Here is a 15,294-nt window from a genome sequence, read left to right on the forward strand (position 1 = left end):
TAGACCTCTTGCAAAAGTAGCAGAGGGAATTAAAATAAGAAGAACATTCATCGTTGTCTAAGAACCATGCCAAACATAGATAAGCTACTCAAACAAAGTGACGCTGGTTTTAAACGCTACACTGGCATTCATAAAGCCACCTTTTATGACATGCTTGATGCCATGCAAGAGCATGAAGCATCTAAGACCAAATCAGGTAGACCAAGTGTGCTCAGTCTTAAGGAGCAGATACTACTAGCCCTGACTTATTGGCGTGAATACCGCACGCTTTATCATATCAGTATGGACTTTGGTATTCATGAGTCTTCTGCTAGCCGTATCATTCGTAAAGTAGAAGACACACTGATTGACTCTGGCAAGTTTGAATTACCTAAAAAGCTGCCTAGTCGTGTCGATGACGACATCAATTGGTCAGTCGTCATTGTTGATGCTACCGAAACCCCTATTGAGCGTCCAAAAAAAACCAAAGAGACTACTACAGCGGTAAGAAAAAACAACACACCTTAAAAGCGCAGGTTATCGTTCATTGGCAAACTGGTTTGATACTTGATGTGCAAACCTGTAAAGGGTCAATCCACGATTTTAAGCTGTATAAAGATACTTGTCCTGACTGGTTACCTTGTGACGCCAAGCTACTAGCCGATAGTGGTTATCAAGGGTTAGCAAAGTTACATGAGCAAACTTTCACGCCATTTAAGAAACCTCGTGGTGGTCAGTTATTAGAGATATGCAAACAGGCCAATCACTATCTGGCAAAGTTCCGTATTGTGGTTGAGCACAAAATAGGCTTAATCAAGTTGTTTAAAATCGTGGCTCATAAATATCGCAACCGTCGTCAGCGCTATGATCTTAGAATGAAGCTGTTTGCTGGTATCATTAATTCCGAGCTTAAATTATGACTTTTGCAAGAGGTCTAGTATAAAGCCTGAAGATTTAAGAGGCTTAAAAGAGGACAACCAGTTTAGTGCGCTTAAATTTAGCGACTTATTAGACTGGCTAAAATCTTGCCAAGTTGAGTGTCAAAATCACAGCGTAACAGAGTTCTTGGCGCAGTTGATCAAGTTTATTCAAAAGCAATTTATGGGAGTTGATGATATGAGCGAAAGTAATGCGGTTTTGGAGGTCATTAAACAGAGTCCAGAGTCTATTGATGCTAGCATTAAAGTGTATAACGCAGTTGATGAAATGAAAAAAGAGTTAATAAAGAAGCTAAAAGCTGACTTAATTAAAAAGTCTAAAAAAACTGATTATGAACTAGATATAAGTTATTTTGGTGATGGAAAGAACTATGAGAGAATCGAATTTACAAGTGCGAAGTTTGATAAGGGTTATATTTGTTTTGAGTTTCAGAGTGCTAACTTTAACTATCCGTGTCTAGGGTTTAAGTTTGATTCAAGAGATGATCACAGTGCACATAAACATGCTGAAAAAATGAAAACAGTGTTCACTGAAGCCTTTCCGGATAAAAAAATTTGGAGCTCACCGCTTTGGCCTGCAGGTTATTACTTCTCTCCTCAAGACTGGAAAGGTTCAAGTGAAGCATGGCTGATGATAAATAATGGCACTATGGCTGATAAAATTCTAGAGGAAATGGATACAGTGTTTCAGGTTTTAAAAGATAATCATCTAATAAATGAATAGCCTTAATTACTAGCGAATACAGTCATGAAATATCAACTCGATGGGGAGTTTCCCAAACTTTGTGTAACTGCTTATAATCCCCTAACCGGAGAATAAGCAATGACGACTCAATCTGACATTAAAAAACTGGCCCAGCAGATGGCTGGTAGCATGAAAAGCTTCGATGACATTAAAGACTTCCAAAAGCAGCTCATGCAATCTTTTATCGACACTGCACTAGAAGCTGAGATGGAAGACCATCTCGGCTACCCCAAGCATGAAAAGGCGGATAAGCCTAACAAGCGCAACGGCCACACTAAAAAGACCGTCCGCAGTGACACAGGCGATCTTGAGATATCTACCCCAAGAGACCGTGATAGCAGCTTTGAGCCTGCATTAGTACGTAAGCATCAAACCCGTATCTCAGGTCTCGATGATAAAATCATATTTCACTACAGGCATAGCCTTACGTCTTGCGCTTCGGGCAAGTGTCTCCCAGACACTTGCTGATCCTCGCTCATACGCCAAGGGTCAAACCACCACTGAGATCGTAGAGAGCATTAAAGAGCTCTACGATGTCGATATCTCAAGTAGCTTGGTTGCAAGAGTCACTGACAACATCTTAGAGGACATTACTGCATGGCAGAACCGGCCACTGAGCAGTGTCTATCCTATCGTCTACTTAGACTGCATTGTCGTTAAAGTACGTCAAGACAAGCAGATCATCAACAAGGCGATCTATTTGGCGCTGGGTGTGGGACTTGATGGTAAAAAAGAGCTGCTTGGCATGTGGCTCTCAGAGAGTGAAGGCGCTAAGTTCTGGCTAGGCGTTCTCACTGAGCTACAAAACCGTGGGGTACAAGACATCTTAATCGCTTGTGTTGACGGTCTAAAGGGCTTTCCTGATGCCATCAACACCGTTTACCCCAAAGCCAAGGTTCAGCTGTGTATCGTGCATATGGTGCGCTATTCAATGAAGTTCGTACCGTGGACGGATAAAAGGGCGGTAGCCGCTGATTTAAAAGCCATCTACGATGCTAATACTATAGAGCTTGCACAAGCTAACCTTGAGAGGTTCGATGAGACTTGGGGTACACAGTACCCGCACGTAGTTAAGTCGTGGCGCAATAACTGGGAGGGCTTAACGGCGTTCTTTGAGTACCCTAAAGACATCAGAAAAGTCATTTACACCACCAATGCGATAGAGTCACTAAACAGCGTGATTCGGACGGCGGTGAATAAGCGTAAGGTGTTCTCATCTGATCAGGCTGCATTTAAAGTGGTGTATTTAGCCAGCCAGCAGGCATCTAAAAAGTGGTCGATGCCGAGTCAACACTGGACGGCTGCTCTTAATCGTTTCATGATTATGTTGGATGATCGTATTAGTAAGCATTTAATCTAAATGGCAGTTACACAGAATCTGGGATGGTCTCGATCTGTCCGCCATAAAGCATGCTCACATACCTCACAGCACCAACGCTCTTTTGAGCGCATATAAGGAATATCTGCTGGCACTTCTAAAGGACAAACAGTGCAACAGTACTCACAGCGAACATCATCTAAATATGCAAAACACTGAGCTATAGTCTCAAACAGTAATTGCGAGCTAATATTATACTTCTCACAAAGTGTATTGACGTGTTTAATGTAGCCACCTTGATTTGCAAAGGCCCAGTAATCCTCGCATATTTTAATATCATAGGCATTCTGCGTCATATTAGGTTGAAGTTTTACACTCATGATATTCTCCTTAAGAGCCATAGGCCGTTTGCGGTAGAAGCCTATAAAGCTCGCTCTGCAGCTGCTGACACATCTCATTAACAAGATAATCAGGATTGGCATCCAAACGCTGCTGTACCCATACTCGCAGTGCCATATGATTGTCAAAACAAGATTTCACTCCTAAGAAGCGTGCTAAACCTGTACCTGACCGAATGTATAAATCACGAATGAGCGTATTAGCAATCTCATTAGCATCCTTACTGATCGCACCATCTCGCTTAAATTCACCAAACAGCTTGTCATAATTGATACTTTTCATTGCGACGTCTCCTTGTCTGCTTTAGCGTCAGAGATAAGTTCTACCATCTTTGCTTTAGAATGACTCGAGTCTCCTATTAACCGCTCTTTACTAGCCAGTAGTAGAGTGTCTATTGCAGAGCCATCCTGTCGGGTAATATCAGGCACATAGCGGCTATACACCCGAAACAGCATCTCCGTACTACTGTGACCCATTTGCCGTGCTATCCACTCAGGGTTTTCACCTGCAGCAAGCCAAAGCGTTGCTGCCGTATGCCGAGTCTGATAAGCCCGCCGGTGTTTAAGGCCGAGTAGGGCAAGGGTGGGTTTCCATATCCGACGATTCACATTGCGATATTCCAAAGGATTGCCTTGTGAGTTGCAAAATACAAACTCCGACTTGCCATAGGTGACAGACTTTTGATCTTGCAGTGCGTTATATACTAACTGCGACATTGCAATCTCACGCTGCGAGCCAAGCGTCTTTGTCGGACCCATCTCACCATTGACTAATGCACCGCGAATACGAATCTCACGCCGATCAAAATCAACGCAGTCCCATTTTAGTCCATCAATCTCGCTGGTACGCATCCCTGTGAAGAACCGAGTCGTATAATAGGCCTTATAGTCAGCGCGAACATGCTTTAAGAATAGCCATACCTCTGTTAGCGTAAACGGATTCACATCAGGCCGAGATTGCTTGAGCGTCTTGATGTTCTTATAAGGCATCTGAAACTCATAGCGATCAGCCGCCTCTTGTAGTATCATACGTAGTGGTACCATGATCTCGTTGATCCGTGCTACAGACAGACTTGACTGGGCATCTTTACCGTAGCGAACTTTGGCGAGGGCGCTACGAAAAGCCAGCAAGTCTGTTTTTTTTATGGCATGAACCGCTTTGCCACCAAACTCAGGCAACAGATACTTATCAAGAATCGTCTGTACCTTATATTGATAACTTGGTCGCCACTCAATCTTCTTCTCCTCATACCAAATATCAGCAAACTGCTTAAAGGTTGGATTGCGACTGATATAAGCTTCCGCTCTATCAGCCAGTGCCGTCATCTCTTTAGCACGGTCACTCTTTGGGAAGTAGGCTGCATAATCAAATATGCCTAGGGTAATTTCTGCTTCCATTTTTTCGATGATTTTAGCCAGCTTCTTTCGATTAGCTGGAGTGTCTGTGAGATTGGTCGTCTCACGGCAACGCATATTCATATATCGAAAATCTACGAATAGCTTGCCACGTCTCGCTCTTATCGAGGCCATTATTTCGCTCCTTGTTTATGTGAAAGTAAAACTTACTGTAAAGACATTCCATTGATAGCACTCATAACCGGCTTACACATATCCTCTTCGATACGCTCCCATACATAGAGAATCTTGCGACCGCCGAAAGGACGTATATAGTGAATATTCTCAATCAAAACCGTGTCTTTGAGTTGATTGCGGATAGTGCGCGCATCGTATTTGATACGATCCGCCAATTCTTGAGTAGTGAGGTAAGTCTGTGACATAATAGTTCTCCATGTGAAATAAATTTACTATTAGTGAATGATTAGTTATCACTAATGAGTACATATTATCTGCAAATATTATCACTTGCAAGCACTTTTTTATCACTTTAGGGATTTTATGTATGATTAAGCTTAATTTACCTGTTTTATTTGCACAAAAAGGCATTCGTGTGGCAGATGCTGATAGGATGACTAAACTAGGAAGGTCTACTCTATATCGAATGTATAATAACGAAGTCACTCGCATAGATTTCGATTCACTAAATGAGCTGTGTAAGCTTTTAAATTGCACGCCTGGAGATATTATCCTCTATGAAGAAGATGAGATTAGTGAGGAGTAATTTTAGAAGGAGGTTAAAATGCTTATTAAAAGAGTTGATAGCAGAGTATTGAAAGTCATAAAATTTGACGATATTAAGTGTTTTACTCTGCTCAATTATTTTTTAGGTTGGGGTCAATTCGGTATTCGCAGTTTTAGGGCAGGGCACGGTTTGGGCACCAAATGGGCACCGCACCGAAAATGAGCTTTTTAATTGAGTAGTTAAACTTAACTATAAGAAAATAAATATTCGAAGAAATGCTCTACAATCCCCGAAAAATGGACAAAAAAAAGCCTCACTATTAAGTGAGGCTTTTTAGATATTTGGAGCGGGATAAGAGATTCGAACTCTCGACCCCAACCTTGGCAAGGTTGTGCTCTACCACTGAGCTAATCCCGCTGATTCATCGTTTGATTAACTATCATCAGATGATGAAGGCGTATTATACGCGGTTTTTTTATCCTGTCAACTAAAAAATGACAGAGTGGCAAATATTCGCTTATGAGTCATCATATTTAGTATAATAGAGAGCCCAGTGCCAAGCGATATGATTAAATCATACTATACGTACGTAGTAGTGGCTATTTGAGATATCTAGCCCTAAGGTACGTTTAGCTATTGCCATGTACAGATATCAGCCTATAGACATCAGACGTCTATCCTTCAACGGTCGTTACAACTCTGCTATATTTATCATAGAGTCATTCTTAAATTTATAAGTGCCTAACCGTTAGTTATCAGTCATCAGAAGGGTCATAGTCTCAAGGAAAGTGTCATGCGTTTACTATTTGCTGCAAGCACAATGTCAAATACCCATCCCGCTAGTTATTTATGGACATATCTGGGAGCTGTAGTATTAACGTTTAGTGCCCTTATCTTTAGTACTACTATTCAAGCGAGCAGTGGCTATACGTCCGATTATGCCACTCGAGAATTGGTTGCCAATCCTGATAACTTTAAGCGTATCCGTATTAATGGTAGAGGTGTCTCAGAGGCGGTAGCACCCTGTCCTGTCGCTGAAGGGATCATCGATTGTACTTTAGCTAAGCTGTCCTTGATTAATCTACCGGTGAGAAGCGTGCATGAGGACTATGATTTAGCGCAAGTGTTTTATTACCCTAACACTGAACAGCCCACTACGGCAGTTGTCATCATGCAAAAAACAGGGTTGATGGATGATAGTATCAGCGGCCATAGATATCGGGTGAGTTTTAAGCTTGAAGAGGATGATAAATCAAATGCCACTTGGAATTTTGTCCAGTATGGCGAACAACTCCAGTGTGCAAGGGGTGATATGGCGGGTAAGTGGCAAAAGGGAGACTGTGTATAGTGAGTTTGGTATAAAACAACATAGGTTCTAATTTTGTAAAACCAAGCGCCAGTAGCGACACTAGTATGATAGCTTGTTGGGATAATAAAAAAGAAACTGTTAAAAATAAGTTTACTTTATTAAAACTTCTATCAATACCTGTAAAGGACTATAACAATGACAACTAATACCATGACTGAACCTTACACTATCGCTGACTATCTATTTGAGCGTATTGCTGAGGCCGGTGCCACCGAAGTCTTTGGGGTGCCAGGCGACTATAATCTAGCTTATCTTGATAATATTATCGAATCTGATCAGCTTTGCTGGGTAGGTAATACCAATGAGCTTAATGCCGGCTACGCCGCTGATGGTTATGCGCGAGAGCGTGGGTTTGCTGCACTGGTCACAACTTTTGGCGTTGGCGAGTTATCGGCTATCAATGCGACCGCCGGCTCGTTTGCTGAATATGCGCCAGTGCTACAAGTGGTTGGCACCCCAACTATGCAGCAGCAACATGACAAGCGCCGCCTGCATCATTCGTTGGGAGATGGCACTTTTAACCATTTTATAAAAATGGTTGAGCCGGTCACTGTCGCTCGCGCTCAGATTACGCCTGAGAATGCCGCTTCTGAGATTGATCGGGTGATACGTATGGTACTCAAGAAGCATCGCCCGGGCTACTTGATGTTATCGCCTGATGTCGCCGCTTTGCCTATTTATCCGCCGACGACTAAACTCGATGACAGTCAAGAGGACATGACTAGTCAAGCGGCGCTAGAAGCTTTTAAAGCGTCCCTAATTGACTTCTTACCTAATAAGACCACTACGATTATCGCTGATTTAATGGTACATCGCTTGGGTCTGCAAAATGAGCTTAAAGCTTTAATTGCAGATACTGAGGTGCCTTATACCACGCTATCCTGGGGCAAGACCTTGCTTGATGAGCAAGACGAGCGCTGGGCGGGGACTTATGCAGGCGACGCTTCACGGCCGGTGGTGAAAGACGCGGTAGAGAACTGTGAGTGCCTGATCAAGATTGGCGTGCAGTTTACTGACACGACCACTGCTGGGTTCAGCCAAGACATCGATGATGAGGTAGTGGTCGATTTGCATTATGAGCGAGCTAGTATCGGCGGCCAAAACTTTGCACCCATCGCGCTCAAAGACTCACTGCAAGCCTTGCATGATGTCATGACTTCTGGAATTGAGATTACGCCAAAACCTCTCAGCGCAGAGGTGCATGCCTTTGAGCAACAAGGCGTCGATGATGAAGCGATTCGTCAAGATGACTTGTGGCATATCGTAGCTCAGCATTTACAATCGGGTAATGTGGTATTTGCTGATCAAGGAACGTCTTATTTTGGTATTAGCGAAGTGCGCTTGCCAGAAGGGGTGACTTTTTATGGTCAGCCTTTATGGGGCTCGATTGGTTATACGCTACCGGCCAGCTTAGGCGCTAGTGTCGCTTCAAAAAACAAGCGTAGTGTACTGCTCATCGGTGATGGTTCAGCACTGCTCACGATTCAAGAGATAGCAATAATGCTGCAGCAGCGCACTAACTCTATTATCGTACTCATTAATAATAGCGGTTATACCGTCGAGCGCGCGATTCATGGCGAAAATGCTCGTTATAATGATATTCCTACCTGTGACTGGCAGCTGATACCGAAAACATTCGGCGGTAATGCAGATAATAGCTTATCACTGAAAGCGACTACCGCAGGCGAGCTTAAAGAAGCACTGAACACGGCAATGGCGACTACTGACAAGCTTATTATGCTCGAAGTCATGACAGATAAGCATGATATACCGCCAATGCTAGCCAAAGTCAGTGCCGCATTGAAGTAAATATAACTTCGCTACTGAGGTTATATCGCGAGGTTGTATTAAGTAAGGAGCTATGAGATTGGCGGTTTATGTAGATTTTGTGAAGATTGAGTTTAGAGGTTATCAGTGGTGCCATATGCTAGCCGATAGTCTACAAGAGCTGCATGAGTTTGCTACGCTCATCGAGATTGATCCGCGCCTTTTCCATCGCAATGCTAGCTATCCGCATTATGATATCACCGTGCAGATGCGCGAGGCTGCTTTGGCTAATGGTGCTATCAAAGCCACAAGAAAACAAATTATCGATGCCGCCAAGAAGCTAAAGCTTGAGTTAAACCAAGCTTAACGGCTTTTTTATTCAAAAAAACCTGCTTTATTCTCAGCATAATAGTGAGAAATAAGCAGGTATTTAAGGTTTATCTCTTAAGGGTATCTAAAGCCACTAGTCTGGCATATCCGCTAATTGCTTAAGGATACTAGTAAAATTCTCAACCCCTTGCGCGCCACTGACCAGATGCCGCTCGTTGAAGACAATAGCGGGTACGCCTTGCACCCCTTGGCGCTGCCAATGCTGCTCTATCTCGCGCACATCAGGCGCAAAGCGCTGATCTGCTAGTACCTCTAACGCTTCTACGCGATTAAGACCAGTCTCTGCCGCTATATCAGCGAGCACCTCATCATCAGAAAGATTACGCCCATCGGTGAAGTGCGCGGTAAACAGTGCTTGCTTTAGCTCATGCATTTTTCCTTGCGTTTGTGCCCAATGCAGTAACTGATGCAGATTAAAAGTATTATGCATACGCAGCTCGTCAGTGAAGTTAAAGTCAAAGCCGACCTCAGCGCCCGCTTCTGTGATTCTAGCGCGGCTAGCGTCTGACTCTTGCGGAGTTGAGCCGTATTTTTCTATGATATGCTCACGCATATTTTGTCCCTCACTTGGCATGTTAGGGTTCAGCTCAAACGGATGCCAATGAATTTCATAGTCGGTATCAGTCTGCTTTAGGGCTTCTGCTAGTTGTTTATAGCCGACCACGCACCAAGGACAGACCACGTCTGAGACAATATCGATTCGAAGAGGCTTATTAGTAGTATTCATCAGTTATCCTTATATTTTTTACTTTATTAGCTGCTGACTATATAACTGCGAACGATACGACTCGTTTTCAAGACTGCCGGTTTATACTTATTAAGATCATCTACTTTATATGCCTGTAGTATAAAACCTTTGACGGACTGTTCACTGCTGGACGCTATTAAATGGTAGCGAAACGAGCCAATAGCAGTCATTTGCACGCAGATTTGCTATCATAAGTGCTACTATTTATAAGGTTTTATTATCGAGCGGCTAGGATAGCCCCTAGTATTTAACTCATAAGTATTTAACTCATAAGTATTTAGCTCACAAGTATTTCTTTATTGGCAACAGACTGCAAGCACAAAAAAGCTAAATAGAGCAGTTATGTTTGGCTAAAAAGTAATGCTTTTTTATTTAAAGGTGACATATGAATCAAGTTCAACCTAGGGTAGCGCCGCTAAACAAATGGCCTATGATCAGCCGTGTTTTTCATTGGATAAGCGCGCTGCTATTATTAGTGACGTGGGCGCTGATGTTTCTTTATGACAATACTGATGACTCGTTTTATATCGGTTTGCATAAAGCATTTGGGTTAAGTTTATTGTTTTGGATGCTGGCTCGAGTGATTAGCCGAATATTCACAAAAGCACCACCTGCCGTGCCAATGCCAAAATGGCAAGATATCATTGCTAAGTTCACCCACTTTGCACTTTATGCGCTACTGATAGCGATGCCGGTAGTCGGGCTGTTGATGTCTGTTTATGGCGGCCGAGCCGTTGATATGTTTGGCTTGTTCGAAATTCCGGTGTTCGTTACCCCAGATCGCGGTTTGGCGCGCACCTTTAATGATTGGCATACAGAGATCATTTGGCCGCTGATTCTTGCCTTTACTGCCGCTCACATTGGCGCGGCGCTATACCATCAATTTATCCAAAAGGATAAGCTGATAAAGCGTATGTGGTAGCGCTGATGACGTCGTTTATAATGATTGACTGATGTTTTGCTAAATACTGTTTGGGGTAGTGATCGTTATGCGTACCAAAAAAGACCGTATTCGGCATACTTTAAGCTTTGAGATTATCGGGTTGCTCATCTTTGCGCCATTGGCAAGCTTGGTCTTTGGCTTTGAGCTGCATACGATGGGCGCTATAGCGCTAGTAGGCTCTCTTGTCGCGACGGTATGGAACTTTTTTTATAACATCTTATTCGACAAGGCCATGCTAAAACTGCGCGGTAGGGTACAAAAAACCGTGCCAATAAGAGTGCTGCATGCCATTTTATTCGAAGGCGGTTTGCTGTTACTATTTCTGCCATTTATAGCGATATATCTAAACATTAGCCTGTGGGAAGCGTTTAAGATGGATATTGCGATGGCGACCTTTTATCTTATATATGCCTTTGTATTTAACTGGGTCTATGACCAAGTCTTTCCTATACCTAATACGGCAGCGGCTTAGGCCGAGCTTAGCGTTTCAAGTTTTTTCGATGAGTGTTGTATGATAAATAAAAGGGGTTTGCTTATTGGGCAAACCCTTTCGTCATGACACCATTAACTAAAAACTTGTCTTGAGCGGTTAATTGGATTACTTGGCAATAGCCGCTTGGCTGATACCATCAAGGGCTTTAGCGATATTGGCCAGCTGTCATAACTCATTAATAACTCATTAAACTTGTCTGTTTAAAACAACCCTCATAGCAAGCTTCTAGCGGATACGTTTAGCTAGTCAAGGATAGGTAATGTCACCAAAAATATTGACGCACATCTCAACCCAACTGGCTTTTGTGATAGCGGCTATCGTCATCGCCATCATGGGCGTGACTATGATAGGGTTTGGCTGGGTGCCGCATCTATCTTTGCTACTCGCTATTTGCGTCTTATTAGCGATCGGCTTATTTAAAGGATTGAGCTTCGATGATATGCAAGCGCAAATGGCCTCAGGTGTCATGCGTGGTATCGGTGCAATCTATTTGTTCTTTTTTATCGGTCTAATGATAGCGGCTTTGATGATGTCGGGGGCGATACCGACCTTAATGTATTATGGCTTTGAGCTGATATCGCCAGAGTTTTATTACCTCTCTGCTTTTGTTTTAACCTCAATTATTGGCGTGACTTTAGGCAGTAGCTTAACGACTGCGGCGACTTTAGGAGTGGCGTTTATTGGTATGAGCCATGCTTTTGATGCCAATGTCGCTATTGCTGCTGGGGCAGTGGTATCTGGGGCGTTTTTTGGCGATAAGATGTCACCTTTGTCTGATACCTGTACGATTGCCTCCTCAGTCGTTGGTATCGATCTGTTCGAGCACATTCGTAATATGATGTACACCACCGTACCGGCGTGGTTGTTGACGGTTCTGTTGTTTTGGTTCTTCTCGGGAGACACGGCAGGCTCTAATCTGAGCCAAGTGACGTTACTACAAGCGCAGCTGATTGAGAGCGGCCTAGTGCACAGCTACGCAGTATTGCCTTTTGTCGCTTTAGTTGGGCTGGCGGTCTTTCGTGTTAATGCTATCTATACGATTATTAGCACGATCAGCGTGGCGCTACTGATTACTTATTGGCATAGCGCACCAAGCTTTGGGGAGCTTGGCGGTTATCTGTTTGGCGGTTACGCGCCTGCAGAGTCGCTAGCGCTTGGTGAGGTTGCTGGCATGCTCTCACGCGGCGGCGTACAAAGTATGTTCTTTACCCAAACGATTGTAATATTGGCGCTGAGTTTAGGCGGGCTGCTGACAGCGCTAGGGGTGCTGCCGGCGCTATTATCAGGAATCAAAGCGTCTTTGACCTCATCAGGACGAGCGATATTTACCGCTGCCATGTCGGCGCTGAGTATCAACGTACTGATCGGCGAGCAATATTTGAGTATTTTAATCTCAGGGACGTCTTTTCGCTCGACCTTTGAGCGCTTAAACTTGCACCCCAAAAACCTCTCTCGCACCATTGAGGATGCCGGTACCGTTATCAATCCGCTAGTGCCTTGGAGCGTCTGCGGCGTGTTTATTAGTCAAGCTCTAGGGGTGCCTGTCCTTGATTACCTGCCGTATGCTTTTTTCTGTTATCTATCGTTATTATTGACGCTCATCTTTGGCTTCACCGGCGTGACTATTAGTCCTGTCAAAAGTACTGAGCCCAAAAATAAAGCGGTTTAAGCCTAAGACTAAAATGGTTTAATCAAGGCAGCTAAGATACCGCTTAGTACTACTACCGCTTAGTACTAAGACTTAGCCTCAATGTCACATAATATATAGCATGTTAATATATGTTATTGTATATTGATGAGGATTGAATTCCTGTGTTATCTTCAAAGGTAGTTATCATTTATATTGCTTAAGGAGATATCGATGCTGTTTGAAAAAATAAAAACCCCGGGGCTCTCGCACCTATCCTATCTATTTGGCTCGAACGGGCAAGCGGCAGTGATTGATCCACGTCGCGACTGCGCTATTTATATCGAAAAAGCACGAGCCGCTGGGCTTAAGATTACCCATATATTTGAAACGCATCGTAACGAAGACTTAGTCTCAGGCGCGCCTATATTAGCAAAGCTTACTGGTGCAAGCGTCTATCACGGGCCTAATCCAGAGCGTGAAGTCGTTTATGCACAAACGGCGCGGGAAGGCGACTGTTTTGCGATTGGTCAGCTTGAGATACAAGTGCTAGAGACTCCTGGTCATACCTTTGATCACCTGGCCTATGTGATGTTTGATAGCGCTTATCCTACCAAGGCTGTGGGCGTATTTACTGGTGATGCGCTATTTGTCGGTGATGTGGGGCGCACAGATTTTTATCCTGATAAGCGCGAAGAGGTCGCCGGTCTGCTTTATGATTCGCTACAAAAAATCCTAGCCTTAGGCGATCAGGCGATGATCTATCCAGCTCACGGTGCCGGTTCGGTTTGTGGCTCAGGCATGGCAGATCGTGAGTTCTCAAGTGTCGGCCATGAGAGATTAAATAACCCAAGGCTACAAATCGAGAGCCGAGATGAGTTTATCCAAGCGAAGATTAACGAGAATCATTACCAACCGCCTTATTTTAAGCTCATGGAACGCCTTAACATGGATGGAGGCGATGCCGCGCCGCGCATTATGCGCCCCGTCAATTTGTCGCTTGACGAAATCAGCAGCTCTGAAGCCGATCACCTGATAGATATTCGCGAGCCGCTTGCTTATGCGGCTGGCCATCTACCGGGTTCTATGAGTCTACCTGTTGGGATGATTTCTGCTTTTGCAGGTTGGTTCATCGCTGAGGGCGAGAGCATAGCGCTGATTGCCTCGGATGAGGAACAGCTAGCGACGGCGATGACGCATCTTGTGAGAATTGCTTTGGATAATATTATAGGCGGTTATGTCGGTGTCATTTCCGCTGCCAAACAAGGCAAGAGTATGGAGCAGACGCCGATGATAACGACCGAGGAAGTCAAATCGCGTCTTGAAGGTCATGCTAATACTAAAGCTAGCAAGGCTTGGACATTACTTGATGTCAGAGATGTTAATGAGAGAAACGAAGCTGCGATAGATGATTCTGAGCATATCTATGTCGGTCATCTGAACGAGCGTTGGCGTGATCTTGACCCACAGGAGCATTATACCTTGATGTGTGCTAGTGGTCAGCGAGCGACAGTCGCGGCAGGGTGGCTAGCAAGCAAAGGTTTCAAGTATCTCGATATTTATCTTGGCGGAATGAGTGCTTGGCAGGCTGAGCAAGAGTAATACTTATGAGCTTATATTAACTAAGTAGGCTGGACTATCATATTGACTAGTAATGTGCTAATTTACTTTAGTAAAAAAAGCATACCAAAGCTTGCGGCCTTCTGCATTAAACTGACGCACAGTATCAAAAAATCGCTGCCGGGCTGATTCTTCGACTAAAGGTGCGGGCAATAAAGGATCAAAAACGACATTGCGAATAGCAAAATCGCCAAGAAGATAAGCGTCACGCAGCGCCGTTTCATTATCGAGACTATGCTGAGTCTTCTGCCAGTCGCTCAGCTGATTTGATACTTTGTTATAGTGTGCTTCGAGTTGCATCTGCGCCCACAGGCCAAGTGACTTCTTTTGTCTATCTTTATCAAAGTGGCTGGCTTGAAACACTGCAGCTTCAGGCTCTAGTTGCAAATCGAATAGCCGTGACCTTATCCCTTCAACACCGCCGCTCAAGTTATTAGGACGAATATAAAGCCCAGCATCTAGCTCACGAAAGCCTAATAAGGAAAGCGCTCTCATACGGGCGCGCAGTATTTTGCGATCGCTACGCGGCAGCCCGCCGGTAGTGACCGCTATCCATGAGCTATCCCATGCTGTAACGCGCTTATCCGCGTGCTCCCAAGCGGCAACGTCAGCGCCTAACTTCTTAGCTTTTGGGCCTAAGCGATAAACAGCAGCATCCACCGCCTCTACCAATTCCGCTTGCGTCAAACGAGCCATAGTCACTCGTATATTGTTTTCCTTGATCGCAAACAGCCTGCCTGCACGAATGATCTCCGCTATGCTCAGCGTCTCCCTGTCAGCCACTGTCAGTAAACGCAAAATGAGAGGGCGAGCGGCTGGCCATTGGTAATTACATTCTTTGACAATATATGATTTCATATGTAATACTCTGGGTTTAGT

General features: G+C 44.1%; 16 protein-coding genes, 1 tRNA gene and 2 pseudogenes. 12 read left to right on the forward strand and 7 right to left on the reverse strand.

Translation table 11 applies throughout. The features are described from left to right. Positions 1-66: 66 nt before the first annotated feature. The 4 genes and pseudogenes from W234_RS0110590 to W234_RS14350 all read left to right on the forward strand — a co-directional run bounded on the left by W234_RS0110590 (position 67) and on the right by W234_RS14350 (position 3,022). A complete protein-coding gene (locus W234_RS0110590; protein ID WP_025643546.1) occupies positions 67-507 on the forward strand; it encodes a transposase family protein in 441 nt (146 codons plus the stop codon). An 8-nt stretch (positions 508-515) separates the two neighbouring features. Further along, positions 516-899 (forward strand): annotated as a pseudogene (locus W234_RS0110595) (transposase family protein); the annotation flags it as partial. After that, positions 865-1,641, forward strand: a complete 777-nt coding sequence (locus W234_RS0110600; protein ID WP_025646825.1) for a hypothetical protein — start codon at positions 865-867, stop codon at positions 1,639-1,641. The pseudogene W234_RS0110595 and the gene W234_RS0110600, both read left to right, overlap by 35 nt. A gap of 99 nt (positions 1,642-1,740) precedes the next feature. Next, a pseudogene (locus W234_RS14350) lies at positions 1,741-3,022 on the forward strand (IS256 family transposase). Here the strand turns inward: W234_RS14350 and W234_RS0110615 are convergent. From W234_RS0110615 to W234_RS0110630, 4 genes are read right to left on the reverse strand one after another with little or no spacing between them, the layout of a single operon-like run. Then, positions 3,019-3,360, reverse strand: a complete 342-nt coding sequence (locus W234_RS0110615; protein WP_025646828.1) for a hypothetical protein — start codon at positions 3,358-3,360, stop codon at positions 3,019-3,021. The pseudogene W234_RS14350 and the gene W234_RS0110615 overlap by 4 nt on opposite strands. A gap of 10 nt (positions 3,361-3,370) precedes the next feature. Then, positions 3,371-3,661, reverse strand: a complete 291-nt coding sequence (locus W234_RS0110620; RefSeq protein ID WP_025646829.1) for a hypothetical protein — start codon at positions 3,659-3,661, stop codon at positions 3,371-3,373. Next, positions 3,658-4,908, reverse strand: coding sequence for an Arm DNA-binding domain-containing protein (locus W234_RS0110625; RefSeq protein ID WP_025646830.1), 1,251 nt, complete (start codon positions 4,906-4,908; stop codon positions 3,658-3,660). Before W234_RS0110625 ends, W234_RS0110620 begins: the two co-directional genes overlap by 4 nt. A 32-nt stretch (positions 4,909-4,940) precedes the next feature. After that, complete coding sequence (locus W234_RS0110630) at positions 4,941-5,156, reverse strand: hypothetical protein (RefSeq protein WP_025646831.1); 216 nt, start codon at positions 5,154-5,156, stop codon at positions 4,941-4,943. A 122-nt stretch (positions 5,157-5,278) separates the two neighbouring features. Between W234_RS0110630 and W234_RS0110635 the strand changes: the two genes are divergently transcribed. After that, a complete protein-coding gene (locus W234_RS0110635) occupies positions 5,279-5,497 on the forward strand; it encodes a helix-turn-helix domain-containing protein (RefSeq protein ID WP_025646832.1) in 219 nt (72 codons plus the stop codon). Positions 5,498-5,800: 303 nt separating this feature from the next. On the opposite strand, the gene W234_RS0110645 is transcribed toward W234_RS0110635, so the two are convergent. Then, a tRNA-Gly gene (locus W234_RS0110645) sits at positions 5,801-5,875 on the reverse strand. Positions 5,876-6,251: 376 nt separating this feature from the next. On the opposite strand from W234_RS0110645, the gene W234_RS0110650 reads away from it, so the two are divergent. The 3 genes from W234_RS0110650 (at position 6,252) to W234_RS0110660 (ending at position 8,961) form a co-directional block, all read left to right on the forward strand. Then, on the forward strand, positions 6,252-6,806 hold the full coding sequence (locus tag W234_RS0110650) for a hypothetical protein (protein WP_025646833.1): 555 nt from the start codon (positions 6,252-6,254) through the stop codon (positions 6,804-6,806). Positions 6,807-6,977: 171 nt separating this feature from the next. Further along, the gene (locus W234_RS0110655) at positions 6,978-8,636 is read left to right on the forward strand and encodes an alpha-keto acid decarboxylase family protein (protein WP_025646834.1); all 1,659 of its coding nucleotides are present in this window, start codon (positions 6,978-6,980) and stop codon (positions 8,634-8,636) included. 58 nt (positions 8,637-8,694) lie between these two features. Further along, positions 8,695-8,961 (forward strand): DUF4031 domain-containing protein, encoded by a 267-nt coding sequence (locus tag W234_RS0110660; protein ID WP_025646835.1) that lies wholly within the window; start codon positions 8,695-8,697, stop codon positions 8,959-8,961. Between the two features lie 96 nt (positions 8,962-9,057). On the opposite strand, the gene W234_RS0110665 is transcribed toward W234_RS0110660, so the two are convergent. Next, entirely contained in the window at positions 9,058-9,711 is a 654-nt protein-coding gene (locus W234_RS0110665; RefSeq protein ID WP_025646836.1) for a DsbA family protein, read from the reverse strand. A gap of 406 nt (positions 9,712-10,117) precedes the next feature. Between W234_RS0110665 and W234_RS0110670 the strand changes: the two genes are divergently transcribed. The 4 genes from W234_RS0110670 (at position 10,118) to W234_RS0110685 (ending at position 14,397) form a co-directional block, all read left to right on the forward strand. Continuing rightward, positions 10,118-10,654, forward strand: coding sequence for a cytochrome b (locus W234_RS0110670; protein ID WP_025646837.1), 537 nt, complete (start codon positions 10,118-10,120; stop codon positions 10,652-10,654). Positions 10,655-10,721: 67 nt separating this feature from the next. Then, complete coding sequence (locus W234_RS0110675; RefSeq protein ID WP_025646838.1) at positions 10,722-11,147, forward strand: PACE efflux transporter; 426 nt, start codon at positions 10,722-10,724, stop codon at positions 11,145-11,147. 280 nt (positions 11,148-11,427) lie between these two features. Beyond that, complete coding sequence (locus tag W234_RS0110680) at positions 11,428-12,837, forward strand: Na+/H+ antiporter NhaC family protein (protein WP_025646839.1); 1,410 nt, start codon at positions 11,428-11,430, stop codon at positions 12,835-12,837. Positions 12,838-13,029: 192 nt separating this feature from the next. After that, positions 13,030-14,397, forward strand: a complete 1,368-nt coding sequence (locus W234_RS0110685) for an MBL fold metallo-hydrolase (protein WP_025646840.1) — start codon at positions 13,030-13,032, stop codon at positions 14,395-14,397. Positions 14,398-14,454: 57 nt separating this feature from the next. Here W234_RS0110685 and W234_RS0110690 read toward each other — a convergent pair whose 3' ends face one another. Further along, a complete protein-coding gene (locus tag W234_RS0110690; protein ID WP_025646841.1) occupies positions 14,455-15,273 on the reverse strand; it encodes a PaaX family transcriptional regulator C-terminal domain-containing protein in 819 nt (272 codons plus the stop codon). Positions 15,274-15,294 lie beyond the last annotated feature (21 nt).

Source organism: Psychrobacter sp. TB15 (genome assembly GCF_000511655.1).
Lineage (GTDB): Bacteria > Pseudomonadota > Gammaproteobacteria > Pseudomonadales > Moraxellaceae > Psychrobacter > Psychrobacter submarinus.

Bases quoted from the DNA above. Each gene is read 5' to 3' on its own strand.
- W234_RS0110655 (WP_025646834.1), top strand. From the start codon at position 6,978: ATGACTGAACCTTACACTATCGCTGACTATCTATTTGAGCGTATTGCT.
- W234_RS0110630 (WP_025646831.1), bottom strand. From the start codon at position 5,156: ATGTCACAGACTTACCTCACTACTCAAGAATTGGCGGATCGTATCAAA.
- W234_RS0110615 (WP_025646828.1), bottom strand. From the start codon at position 3,360: ATGAGTGTAAAACTTCAACCTAATATGACGCAGAATGCCTATGATATT.
- W234_RS0110690 (WP_025646841.1), bottom strand. From the start codon at position 15,273: ATGAAATCATATATTGTCAAAGAATGTAATTACCAATGGCCAGCCGCT.
- W234_RS0110685 (WP_025646840.1), top strand. From the start codon at position 13,030: ATGCTGTTTGAAAAAATAAAAACCCCGGGGCTCTCGCACCTATCCTAT.
- W234_RS0110625 (WP_025646830.1), bottom strand. From the start codon at position 4,908: ATGGCCTCGATAAGAGCGAGACGTGGCAAGCTATTCGTAGATTTTCGA.
- W234_RS0110680 (WP_025646839.1), top strand. From the start codon at position 11,428: ATGTCACCAAAAATATTGACGCACATCTCAACCCAACTGGCTTTTGTG.
- W234_RS0110675 (WP_025646838.1), top strand. From the start codon at position 10,722: ATGCGTACCAAAAAAGACCGTATTCGGCATACTTTAAGCTTTGAGATT.
- W234_RS0110620 (WP_025646829.1), bottom strand. From the start codon at position 3,661: ATGAAAAGTATCAATTATGACAAGCTGTTTGGTGAATTTAAGCGAGAT.
- W234_RS0110670 (WP_025646837.1), top strand. From the start codon at position 10,118: ATGAATCAAGTTCAACCTAGGGTAGCGCCGCTAAACAAATGGCCTATG.
- W234_RS0110635 (WP_025646832.1), top strand. From the start codon at position 5,279: ATGATTAAGCTTAATTTACCTGTTTTATTTGCACAAAAAGGCATTCGT.
- W234_RS0110665 (WP_025646836.1), bottom strand. From the start codon at position 9,711: ATGAATACTACTAATAAGCCTCTTCGAATCGATATTGTCTCAGACGTG.
- W234_RS0110650 (WP_025646833.1), top strand. From the start codon at position 6,252: ATGCGTTTACTATTTGCTGCAAGCACAATGTCAAATACCCATCCCGCT.
- W234_RS0110590 (WP_025643546.1), top strand. From the start codon at position 67: ATGCCAAACATAGATAAGCTACTCAAACAAAGTGACGCTGGTTTTAAA.